Source organism: Anabaenopsis sp. FSS-46 (assembly GCF_029891665.1).
GTDB classification, from domain to species: Bacteria; Cyanobacteriota; Cyanobacteriia; order Cyanobacteriales; family Nostocaceae; genus Anabaenopsis; species Anabaenopsis arnoldii.
Window position 1 is genome coordinate 1 of record NZ_JANQDG010000074.1, and the last position, 12,286, is coordinate 12,286.

Annotated in this window: 9 protein-coding genes and 1 pseudogene; 4 read left to right on the forward strand and 6 right to left on the reverse strand. The window is 42.7% G+C overall.

The genetic code is table 11. The features are described 5' to 3' along the window. Nucleotides 1–143 precede the first annotated feature (143 nt). The 6 genes from NWP21_RS08685 to NWP21_RS08710 form a co-directional block, all read right to left on the reverse strand. On the reverse strand, nucleotides 144–704 hold the full coding sequence (locus tag NWP21_RS08685) for a phycobiliprotein lyase (protein WP_280792380.1): 561 nt from the start codon (nucleotides 702–704) through the stop codon (nucleotides 144–146). Between the two features lie 48 nt (nucleotides 705–752). Continuing rightward, nucleotides 753–1,433 (reverse strand): HEAT repeat domain-containing protein, encoded by a 681-nt coding sequence (locus NWP21_RS08690; RefSeq protein WP_280792382.1) that lies wholly within the window; start codon nucleotides 1,431–1,433, stop codon nucleotides 753–755. A gap of 173 nt (nucleotides 1,434–1,606) precedes the next feature. Continuing rightward, nucleotides 1,607–3,754, reverse strand: a complete 2,148-nt coding sequence (locus NWP21_RS08695) for a TolC family protein (protein ID WP_280792383.1) — start codon at nucleotides 3,752–3,754, stop codon at nucleotides 1,607–1,609. 98 nt (nucleotides 3,755–3,852) lie between these two features. Further along, the gene (kaiC, locus tag NWP21_RS08700; RefSeq protein WP_280792384.1) at nucleotides 3,853–5,418 is read right to left on the reverse strand and encodes a circadian clock protein KaiC; all 1,566 of its coding nucleotides are present in this window, start codon (nucleotides 5,416–5,418) and stop codon (nucleotides 3,853–3,855) included. 89 nt (nucleotides 5,419–5,507) lie between these two features. Next, a complete protein-coding gene (gene kaiB, locus NWP21_RS08705) occupies nucleotides 5,508–5,819 on the reverse strand; it encodes a circadian clock protein KaiB (RefSeq protein WP_271734779.1) in 312 nt (103 codons plus the stop codon). Beyond that, the gene (locus NWP21_RS08710) at nucleotides 5,816–6,139 is read right to left on the reverse strand and encodes a circadian clock protein KaiA (protein ID WP_271761085.1); all 324 of its coding nucleotides are present in this window, start codon (nucleotides 6,137–6,139) and stop codon (nucleotides 5,816–5,818) included. The genes kaiB and NWP21_RS08710 overlap by 4 nt, the downstream gene beginning before the upstream one ends. Nucleotides 6,140–7,460: 1,321 nt before the next feature. Between NWP21_RS08710 and NWP21_RS08715 the strand changes: the two genes are divergently transcribed. The 4 genes and pseudogenes from NWP21_RS08715 to NWP21_RS08730 all read left to right on the forward strand — a co-directional run. Then, complete coding sequence (locus NWP21_RS08715) at nucleotides 7,461–11,096, forward strand: hybrid sensor histidine kinase/response regulator (protein ID WP_280792385.1); 3,636 nt, start codon at nucleotides 7,461–7,463, stop codon at nucleotides 11,094–11,096. 61 nt (nucleotides 11,097–11,157) lie between these two features. Next, nucleotides 11,158–11,643: a putative toxin-antitoxin system toxin component, PIN family gene (locus NWP21_RS08720; protein ID WP_280792386.1), complete on the forward strand. Its 486-nt coding sequence runs from the start codon at nucleotides 11,158–11,160 to the stop codon at nucleotides 11,641–11,643. A gap of 137 nt (nucleotides 11,644–11,780) precedes the next feature. Next, entirely contained in the window at nucleotides 11,781–12,017 is a 237-nt protein-coding gene (locus tag NWP21_RS08725) for a hypothetical protein (RefSeq protein ID WP_271733984.1), read from the forward strand. A 128-nt stretch (nucleotides 12,018–12,145) separates the two neighbouring features. After that, nucleotides 12,146–12,286 (forward strand): annotated as a pseudogene (locus tag NWP21_RS08730) (IS4 family transposase); the annotation flags it as partial.

A 12,286-nucleotide genomic window follows, 5' to 3' on the forward strand; every position in this document is an offset into this window, starting at 1 on the left:
TTCAATGGACAGGGATTTAAACGCAGCAATTAACTTATCGAGGTTGGCTAAACCTTGAAAGCTTACTGAGGGATAACCGCTCCCATGCTCCCATTGAAGTAAGAAATAAATGTCTAGACTTGTCTAGGATTTATATAGCAGAACTAACTAGAGGCGGAATTGGCTGTTTCTGATGCTTTTGCAGCTGATGCACCCATACGGATTTCCGACGTAAAGGAAGCCATACTAAAGCCGCCAAAACGCTTGAGGACACTCACCCGCATCCGTAAATTCGGACTAGCGAACCATAAACGTTCTTCACTAGACATGGTTTCATACTCTGTTAAGAGAGTCAAAGCCCCATCGCTACCCATTTTATAGGTTCCAGCGACGGGGGCTTTCTCGGCATAACCCATTTCTCGCAGTAATTTACCTTCATGGGGATTATTCTCATGCGGTACGGTAACTAACACAGTAGAGCCGATGTGTTTTTCTTCGTCCCATTCCATGGTACCATTCCAGGTGACTCTGGCACCACAGGAGGCTTTACTAGGGGCAATTTCGTATTGTTCACACAGTTTGATTACTTCTGGATGATCCGCGGCTAGACTCTCAATTAAGATGTCTGATTTGCCATCTTCAGATTGTTTAAAGGCTAAATGGTGACTAGTACGGTGAGAAAACCATTTACCAGCACTCAATTCAAAAAATTCTTCAATATTCATAAATTAAATTACCCTGCAACAATAAGGTCACACATCCCAGAGTTGGGATTAAGCTTTTAAGGTTTGTTTTTCCAGCCTTCCCAGGGAAATCCTCGACGCTTGTGCAACGTTGGGATGCTGATCTTTTTCTAAGTATTTTAAAGCAGAAATACTCTTATTAGTAGGAAGATTTCCTAAGGCTTCCGCCAGGCGTTGGCGCACTAACCAATCATCTGACTGAGCAAAGCGCAGAATACTATCCACAGAATCAATATCTTGTATTTCCCCTAGTGCGGAAATTGCGGCTTCTTGTAATACGGTTTCGCTGCTATTTAAGGCTTGAATTAAAACATCATGGGCCCGTGGATCTTTGATATTTCCCAAGGATACAGCAGCACTAAAGCGCACGAGCCAGTCAGTATCTTCATAAAAAGTCCTTGCTAGTACCTCAAAGGCTCTAGGATCACCCAAATATCCTAAAGCACCCGCTGCATCGGCACGTATACCATAATCTGGGTCATTTTCCAGAATTTTTACTAAAATTTCATAACATTCGGCTGTGGGTTTCACTCCTAGGGCAAATATTGCCATAGAGCGCAGTTGCAGCGATTCGTCATTCAATACTTTTTTAATTAGGGGTACTGCATCTTCCGGGGATATATGACGCAAGCTAGCTAGGGCTACCATGCGATCGCGTAAATTGGTACTTTCTAGTTGAGTAGAGATTTCCTCTAAGGGTGTAGCAACCATTTATTTTAAAGGGCTTTGTTTATTTATCTTTACTGTAACTGATTTCCCTTTTGATGTTGTCACCATGGCCACTTAGGAATTTGCTACTATTACGGGTCAATGATAGCGGAGGAACAGCCCCCAGATTTATTTAGGGGGCAAAAAAGCAATATCCCACAGGTTTTTTATTGAATTTACTCAGCTAAAGCCCTGCTGGTAACTGCTCGTTGTAACTGAGCCAAGGCGCGATTGTAATCTAAAATAGCTGTAATTCGATTACCTTCAGCTCTTGTTAAGTCGTTTTCGGAGTTAATCACATCAGTTTGAGTACCTACACCGGCTTGGAATCGCAACCGAGCCAGACGCAGAGCCTCTCTAGCCTGTTCTAAAGCAGCATTAGCAGTTTGGACATTTTCTAAACTAGCGCGCTGGGTAGAAAAAGCTTGTTCAACCTGGAAGCGGATTTGGTTGCGCTGTTCACTAAATTGAGTTTCTGCGATCGCCACATTAGTTTTTGCCTGAGCAGCGCTAGCTTTGGCGGCTCCACCATCGTACAAATTCAAACTAGCCCTAACTCCCACAGAGTAACCATCAGTAAGACTAACACCATCATCGAATTGATCTAGCAGGTTATAACTAGCAATGAAGCGCACTTGAGGACCTAGGGATGCAAGTGCTTCTCGCTGCTGTTGTTCACTGATGTTACGTTGTGCCAATTGCTGTTGAAGTTCTGGGCGATTTTGAAACGCTAACACAATGCTAGTTTCTAAGTCTCGGTTCCACAGACCAGCTAATTGCACAGGATCAGCCGCACTCAGATTTATCGATTGTGGCACACTCAGGCGAGTCGCCAGAATCCGACGAGCAATTTCTTGCTGGGAGCGAGCATTAGTCAGTTCTTGCTGGGAATTAGCCAGGTTAACTTGGGATTGCAAAACATCAAATCGCGTACCCACCCCAGCCCTTTCTAAAGCTTGTGCATCTCGTAAACTGGCCTGGGAATTTTCCACAGCAGATTGGGCGATGCGTACTCGTTCATCTGCTTGTTGCAAATTGTAGTATTCCGTAGCCACATTCAAGCGAATTTCTTCCGATTGGCGTTCCACAGCCAACTCACTGAACTTTAACCGCTCTTCGGCCTGTTTAATGGTAGCTTGCCGTCTCCCAGAGGTAAACAGGTCATAACTCAGTTGGGCCTCTCCTGTGAAATTCGTATTAGCTTCGGGTTCTGATGCTGTTGGATCACCTAGTTGTTGTCGTCTTTTAAAGCCTAGCTGATCTCCAGCAGACCGGCCGCGAATGACATCAGCAGTAAGACCCAGATTGGGCAACAAAGCAGCTTGCTCCTGACGTAGGGCGGCTTGAGCCCGTTCTAGCTCCAATAAAGACACCTGTAAATCTCGATTGTTGCGCCTTGCTAGTTCTAAGGCCTGCGCCAAAGTAATGGGCTGATTAGTTTCCAGTCTTACTTCCTCTGGTTTAGTCGGAAATTGCAGGAGATTGGGACTAGGAGTTAGGTAATCAGGAATTTCCACGCTATTAGTAGGGGTAAATTCCACATTTTCCACCGGTGTGATATTTTCCCCCGTGGTTACAGGTGCAACATACTCAGTTCCTGGTGAGGGAAAAGTTAATATCCCAGCAGTCTTGACCAATCCTGAGTTGGTGTTGCTAGCAGATGAATAACTCCCAGCAATCAAGTTCTTAGTTCTGGATGGAGGGAGACAGCCACTAACAGCTGAACAACCATGTACCCCCAGTAATTTTGTTGCTCTTCCGCCGGTGACCGCAGTCGGTAGAATTGTCGATAAATGAGTTTCCTGTTGTTTAGCAGTCGCTGTTGGTTGCTGTAAAGCCGACAGGGTAAAACTGACTGGCTGGGTAGAAGTTCTGGGTGGGATGACATTCGCCACAACAGTTTGATTTAATTTATTCCCTGAAGTACCGACTTGAGTTGGTTGTTGATGGTTTTGAAAATGGGCAAAATTCTGCCCATGTGTGACACTGACTTTACCTTCATCTTTTTGAGATGGCTGATTTTCTAGAGGTGTCCCAGTCTTTTTGCTCAAGCTCGCTGGATTCTTCTTACTACTTGAAGACTGTAATTGCAGTCTAGTTAATTCAGATTCTGGTACTACATCTGGAAAAACATCCGCATTAGTATCACGCATTTGGGTATTAATATTGTCTCCCAGCCAGGTTTGACTGTCAGGAAAGGTCAAGACCCCTGCAGAAGAGACAATTGGTGTACCGCTCACAGTCGTCGCCAAAGCAGTTTGGGTTGTTAATACTGCTGCTGTGACGCCAGGTAAGAAACTATAAAATAAATATTGTCCTTTCACCGCATCCCCTCACACGAAAATCAATACTAGGGGCAGAAAACCCGTCTTATGAGCCGAATATAGCACGATCCTCAATTTAGGTATGGATTACCATGACTCTAAATTGGGGAGTCGGAACTCGGTTTGTTGTCAAAACGTTGCACTATGCGAGATAGTTCCGCCTTTTCATCGATACTAACCCGGGTAGGCGCACCACTAATAATTCGTTCGTAGTTACGGAAAGAATCTTTAATTTCCGGACCATCAGCAGTAATATTGTACTCACGGATACCTTTATCGTGCCAGGAACCCCGCATTTTAAACACATTAATCGCCCGTGACATTTCACCCCGAATCTCTACGTACTGCAACATCAAAATCGTATCAGTAATTGTGGAAATATGGGAGTCTGTGATGGAATGTGATCCCAGAAATTGGTCAGTTGTGTTGGTAAAAAAACCGGTGATTTCTTCTTGTTTCGCATAACCAGTCACACCAATGACAAACTGGCGAAAGGCATTATTGCTGACTCCTCTGGCTAATGCTGACAGGGAGTCAATGGCAATGCGAGATGGCTTAAACATAGCAATTTCTGATTTAATAATTTGCAAGTGGTCTTCTAAACCAGTTGATTCAGGATAGGTGCAAATTATTTTCAGTAACCCTTGACGTTCTAAGTCTTCAAAGTCAATTCCCCAAGAGTAAGCATTACGAGACAGTTGGGCGCGTGATTCTTCATAAGCAAATAATATTGCCTGCTCACCATTGATGCAGCCATCTTGCAAAAATTTACTCACCAATAAAGTTTTACCAGTTCCGGTAGCTCCCGTTGCCAAAATAATAGAATCTTTAAAGAAACCACCCCCACACATTTTATCTAGGGTCTCTACTCCAGAGGATACTCTGATATTAGAGGAGCGTTGGGTTAAGCGCATGGCTCCCAAGGGAAAAATATTAATTCCTCCATTGGTAATTGTAAAAGGATATTCCCCTTTCATATGAGTTGTACCACGCAATTTGAGAATTTCAATTGTGCGGCGCCGCCGTTCTCCTTCTAAAACGTTACGCACAATTACTACATTGTCGGAAACAAATTCTTCTACTCCAAATGAAGCAACAGAACCGTATTCTTCACTACGTTCAGTAGTAATTATAGTTGTGACCTGTAGTTGCTTGAGACGGGCCACAAGACGGAAAATCTCTCGCCGCACTACTCCCATGGCTTCATACTGCTGAAATACGGCCGTGATGGAGTCAATTGATACTCTTTGGGCTTTATATTTGCGAATTGCATATTGCAAACGCTCAATCAGGGCTGAAAGGTCAAAGTTACCCACAATATCTTGACCTTCGGGATCCGGTGAAGCATCCAGAATAAATAACTTACCTTCGTCAATTAGCTGTTGTAAATTCCAACCGAAAATTTCCGCATTTTTAATAATGTCACTGGGTGATTCTTCAAAGGTTACAAATACACCCCCTTGATCAAATCGGGTAATACCGTTATAGAGAAATTGCAGTGATAATAAGGTTTTACCTGTGCCAGATGTCCCACTAACTAAAGTAGTTCTACCAACGGGTAAACCTCCGTGGCTAATGTCATCAAAGCCCTCTATCATCGTGCGAATCTTTTCTACCCCAACCAAGGGGTTGTTGTTTGGCGTTGCTTGGTCTTTTTCGCTCATTGCTTACTAGGATATGGGTTTTATACCCGCTTTTTATATTAGTAAAATTGGTGATTTGTTAGAAAATTTGTATGATGAACCCTTGTTTATTATTCCCAATATTCTTCGCCCAGTTCTTCATAAAGTAAGTCTAATCCAATCAAGACTCTTTCTCTGTCTGATAAGTCACCAATGATTTTGCGCACCGGTGGAGGCAAAATTTTAGATAATGTTGGGGTGGCTAAGATTTTATCTTCTTCGGCTAGCTGGGGGTTCTTTAGGACATCAATTACTTTTAAGGCATATACACCTTGAAATTCTTGCTCTAAAATGTTTTTAAGTATTTTTAAGGCTCGAACAGAGTTGGGGGTGTTACCAGCTACATAAAGCTTGAGAACATAGGTTTTTTTGGATTGATTCATCTGACAAATTTACTCTCTTTAGAGATTGAACATCTATAATGTTCACACAGGTGAGCGAGGATATCTATTAGTGCTAGGCGATAATCAAGTAATATCTCGTCACTCCTTCCTTCTAGCTTTAGTTGTGTGGAAAAGTCTTCAATTAATTCCATATGAAATTCAAGGATTTGTGGCACAGGAATATTAGCACAAAATACTGCATTGATAAATTTATCGATTTGTTCTTTCAGAGTTTTGTCTGGGGTGAAGTAATTGAGAAGAATATGGCGGTAATCTGATTTTAGTTGTTGTAACAATACCTGCCGATCAACTTGAGTCATCTGCTGAAAGAAGTGCTGTGGTTTGTGCTTCTGACATGGAAATACATCAAAATGTTTATTAGTAAAATTTTTATTAAGATATTGTCACCATCACCTCAGTAGGTAGTAGATTTTAACAGTGGTAGTAGTTCTACTCTGGGGGCGAAGTAGTTAGTCTGTGGTTTCATAGTTCCAAGGCCTAATCTGCCCGATCAACTCGACTTGAATGGGTAGTTGAGCCGGATAATCTAGTTTTTAGCAGTGGAAAAATCAATATGAACTGATATATATTCTTGGGAATATCTATGTTAGATGTGAATCACACCTCTAAACTTCTAAGTTGATGTCTAGTTGTGTATTCAAGTGGCGATTTCTCTTTGAGAGAAGGACTCATATCAACATCATATCAACCTAAGGTTGTTGCACCAGATACACTGTAATCAGTGCTGGGGCTTCATAGTTTATTGATGAAGCCTAGTAGTTTTTCCATCAAGATACATGAATTAGTTGAGCATAGACTTATGTATATTTCCTCATGTATGGATACAGTAGTTTTACTAGAAGCTCCGTGTCGTGGTTGCCGGCAAATTTATGAACAAAGACCAGAATCTGGCGGTCGTGGGCGGACATGTTGGGGAAATTGATTCCCTTTTACCCTTTGGCGGTGAGACAAGTAGTACTGATGCATTTCCCTGTATGCTTGTAACTCCTGTTACTCCGGTAATGTTAGTGACCAAAACGGTTTAAGATGACTAACTATGCAAACTAGACTTCCTCAACCCCTGTAAGGATGTTTAAGAGTTTGCATAAGGGAGCAGAGAAATGGCGGGAGCATTACAAGGTATGTCTTGAAAACTGTCCCTGAAAGCCAGTCAATAAAGACTAAATCCCTGGTGAGATGAGGCATTTATCTATCTCCCCGCCTTGGAGGTGGGGGTTCTGACTCCCTGTAATAGATACTTAAATTAACTCAAAGTATCTTCACATTCTAAATCATTATAATTCCTCAAGGTTTATTAGCGAATCTTTGGCCTCATAATTGTTTTAGTTGTCACTATTGCAGAGGAGTTTCAACACCAGTAGGAAACTGACAAGGATATTCACCGAAAACTAAGATTGGCCAGGACAACGAGTCAATCCCATAAGTCTTGTCTTTTAACAACCTCGTCGTGAGTACAGGCGAACGGCTTTCCCCCTTGTCTCAATGGCATTGAAGCTGTAAAAAGAATCCGTGAAATGATTCTTCTGAATATTATTGCTTTGCCGCTCTAATACTTTTTGCCGAAGTGCCGATGGTGAAGCGGCAAGCTTACACAAAGAAGAATGACCCCTAAGGTTCCTTATGTCAATGTTACAGTACCCGCTTTATGACTTTCTCGCAACCGTACCCAGCTGCTTAGAAACAAGTACTCTGGCTATGGTGCTGGAGATTTTTGAGCAAGAGCAGTGCGATCGCTTGGTAGTGGTAAATCAGCAACAATACCCCTTAGGATTGGTGCAGTCTGCCCGCTTAACACAAAAATTATTGGCAGTATGGGGTGGAAATCAAGTTTTGGACTTGCAGCAGCCATTGTCAAGGTGGGATCAAGCCATAATCGAGCCTCTCAAGACATTACCAGCAACTTACTGTGTAGAGCAATTAGATCTGCTTTGGCGTTACCAAAGGAGCCGAAACAACAATAACTTAGATTGGGCGCTGATTGATAAAGAAGGCAAATTTCTAGGGCTGCTGAATAGCTCACGAGTGTTAAGAGCATTAACTCAAGAAAAATTGGCTTTTGATTCTAGTAGCAGCCACTGCTCACCTTCGGGGAAGAGAACGCCTAAAAACAGTTCCCCAGATAATGCTAACACCTCCAACAAGATCAGCAAAACTCACTGGCGAACTGATAAGTCACCACGGGGGCGAACTACTGGGAGAATCGCTGAATGCCAAGCTGGGCTGCCGCGATTGCTACCAGCACTGCGGGATTGCTTACGTGGAGAAGCCATAGCCAGATCGCGGCTGAGAAATCAATATCAACCGGCACAAAAATCACTAGTGCAGCTATTAGAAATACTGCCTTGGCCGTTAATGCTGCAAACTGGAACAGGTGAAATAGTAGCGCAAAATCCGGCTTGGTGGGAGCAATTAGGAGTATTGAAAGATCCCGAAGGGATTCGCGAACAAGTCGAAGCAATACTAGCCTCCCAGGAGAGGAAAACGGCTACAGAATACGCTAAAGCTAGCAGATTTTATTCTCAAGGGAATAATCATCCTAGGGAATCTCATTCAACAGAACAGACCTTGATGTCAGCGAATGAACCTCTGCCACAGGGGGGATATTCCCCACCACCCAGACATAGCCTACACGATAGCGTTCGCGGATCATCTGCTAGAGAAGAAGATAAAAGTAAGCAGTCAACCCCCAAAAAGAGTAAATCCAATCACTGTTTTTTGGATAGTCAGATGGGTACTTGCACCTGTGTTGTGGAAGTGCACAATGGTAGCGAGCGAATTTGGCAGTTTGCCAAAATTACCTTAGATAGTCACAAATCAGAACTTCTTTCCCAAGAACTGAATCTGCCAGAATTGAACTGTAGGCAAACTGAGGCTACTCCCAAGACTCAAGGAAGTAATGACCTATGTTTAGTATTAGCTACTGATGTCACCGAACAGCAGCAGATATATAAAGAACTAGCAGCCAAAAATGCTGACCTGATTCAATTAAATCGATTAAAAGATGAGTTTTTAGCTTGTATTAGTCATGAACTGAAGACTCCCCTAACTGCGGTTTTAGGACTATCAAGGTTACTGGTAGATCAGCAGTTGGGTGAACTCAACGAGCGCCAAGCCCGTTATGCAGGACTGATTCATCAAAGCGGACGACATTTGATGAGTGTAGTTAATGACATTTTAGATTTGACCCGCATGGAAACCGGACAGATGGATTTAGCCCTTGTCCCGGTGAAAATTCGTGCAGTGTGCGATCGCGCCATCACAGAAGCAAAAGCGATTCACACTCAAACCACCAAAGCTACCGCCACACCAACAGCCAATTCCATACCTGAATTAGCCATCTCGATTGAACCAGATTTAGACGAGATAGTAGCGGATGAATTGCGCTTGCGACAGATGTTAGTACACCTACTTTCCAACGCCTTTAAGTTTACAGAAAACTCCGGGGAAATTGGTTTGCGCGTCAGTCGTTGGGAAGGCTGGATTGCCTTTACTATCTGGGATACAGGTATTGGCATTCCCGAACATCAGCAACATTTAATCTTCCAAAAATTCCAACAACTAGAAAATCCCCTGACTCGCCAATTTGAAGGTACTGGTCTGGGGCTGGTTTTAACCAGGGCTTTAGCTCGTCTTCACGGAGGTGACGTGAGCTTCTTATCTCGTGAAGGCAAAGGTAGCCAATTTACACTACTACTCCCACCTAGTCCCCCCACAACAGGCTTGAGTGAACCAGAGACAGGAATCAAAGAACATAGCCAGATCAAAACTCCTGAAACACAAGGATTGAGCAGCTTGGGAGTGAGGGATCACGCCGTTTCCCCGGGGTCGCGCAGAGAAATCTCAGCACGCCAGCGCGCGGCGACAACTACCCAACATCCACCCGCCAGCTCACAACGGTTAGTGCTAGTAGTGGAAGCAGTAGCTCGATATATCGAAGATTTGACCGATAAGCTGAAGGTTTTAGGTTATCGTGTCGTCATCGCTCGCTCAGGAACAGAAGCAGTAGAAAAAGCCCGCCGCTTGCAACCGAAAGCGATCTTCTTAAACCCCTTATTACCCTTACTGTCAGGTTGGGATGTTCTGACTCTATTGAAATCTGATGCTGCAATTAGGGATATTCCCGTAATAGTCACAGCCACTGGAGCGGAAAAAGAGCAAGTATTTGCCCATGGGGCGGATGGTTTCCTTAACTTACCAGTTCAGCATGAGGCCTTAGTACCACTGTTAGAAAACTTGTGTACTCAACCAGCAATGAGAAATTCACAGTTAAATAATCATCCAATCACCCCGATCACAAGTCCACTGAGAATTCTCAGGTTGGTAGAACAGAATTTAGAATCAATTAACCCCCACCCTTCACTGCGAGAACATCGGGTGATAGAAGTAGATGATTTAGATCAAGCTGAACTCTTGGCACAGGTTTGGCAGTTTGATGTCATTTTACTGGATGTCGAAGGTGCCTTGGCACAAACTTACCTACAAGAGTTAGCTCAACATCCCATATTGGCTAATATTCCACTGGTGACTTGTGATGTGGCGACTACCCTAGCTGCTTCCCAGATACCTGGTTTGTCGGTGTTTCCTTACTTGAGAGCATTGTCACAAGAAAAAGAAAGCTCTGATTATAGCACAGATCCCTTGTTATCTGTGTTACAAATTGCATCTGGTATCTGCTGCCCACCCAGTATCCTGGTGGTAGATTTAACTATGCTGGACTATGGCCTGAGGGTTCAGTCAGACGCTGATCAGGGTGATCAAACAGTCGCAAAACATTCACCCAATAACCAGGGTAACCATAGCTTGCATGGTTTAGCTATACGGGGATCTGAGTGGTTTCAAGCTTTAATCCAGTACTTACAAACGGCTGGTTTAAAAGCCTCAATGGGGCGTTACTGGGCAGAAGTCATACAACAAATTCGCCACCAAAGCGTTGACTTACTGCTGATTTGCTTAGGAGATTCTTCTGTTCCTCAAGAGGTGCTAAAAGAGTTAAAAGCATTAGCCGACTTACCTTTCAAGCCGCCAATTTTGATCATTGACCAGCGATTCAGTCACACGCCTACTGATTCTCTAACTGAAAAACCTTGCAAGAGCTTGGTTGCAGCCGAAAACTTCACGAGTGAATTAGCACAGTTTGTGGTTCGCATAGTGTCTGGAAAAGAAGACATCGCCCCGGAGATTTTGCCTCGTTCCATATCAATGGAAGACTTATTGGCTGAAATTAATCAAGCCTTGGGTTTAAAAGCAGACCATTAATAATAATCACAAACAAACAGCGAAAAACCAGACACAAGACAGTATGCAACAAAACTAAAAAATGACAATACCTGATCAAATTATACTAGATACCAACGTACTTCTAGCTGGTTTACGCTCTAGTCGTGGCGCATCCTACAAGCTGTTAAGCATACTCAACGATACTCGCTGGCGATTAAATATTTCTACCACATTAATCTTCGATTACGAAGAAATACTTAAAAGACAAAAAGACCAGTTAACCCTAAACAATCAAGATATTGATAATATTATAGAAGCCCTTTGTGCCATATCTAACCAATGTAATATTTTTTATCTATGGCGACCAATTGCACGCGACCCAGACGATGATTTTTTAATAGACTTAGCGATGGAATGCCAAGCCGAGTTTATTATCACTTACAATCAAAAAGATTTACAAGCAGCAGAGAAATTTGGCATTAGAGTATTAACTCCTAAAGAATTCTGGCTCTACCGTACTTGTTATGCTAATTTAACAACTGGTTCGAGGGAACAGGGAACAGGGAACACACCGAACAGAGATTAAGAAGGAATATTCAGGCATTTTCTTCAATAACCAACATTATTTCCCTTATACGGTAAGCTTTTTCGGATTTTATCAAAACAATTTAGCATATTAGGTACTGAAGAACCAGAATTCTTAGAACAAGTAGGAGAAATATCATGAGTAACTTAAACATACAAATCCCCGAATTCTTATATAAGCAAATTGAAACCTTAGCAGCCAAAGAAAATATGCCTTTAGAACAACTGGTAGCCATTGCACTATCAGCACAAGTTTCTGCATGGATGACCAAAGACTATGTAGAAGAAAAAGCCAAACGCGGTAGTTGGGATAAATTCCAGGAAGTTTTAGCTAAAGTCCCTGACATAGAACCAGAAGACTACGACAAACTATAATACCCAATACCCAATACCCAATACCCAATCCCCAATTCCCACAAGTGTTGAATGTTAAGAAAGAGGTGATAAAAATAGCCCAAAATATGGTAAATTTTGGGCTAAGGATTAAAACCAATTAATTGATAATGATTATAAATTCATTTCCCAAGATTGTCAAAGACATCCTCAGACCGTTGCCAAAAAATGATTATCCAGTTTTGAACAGCCGTCTTTATGTTGAGTGTTGGTTGGCTTATGCCTTGGATAATAGCTTAACAAGTATGCGG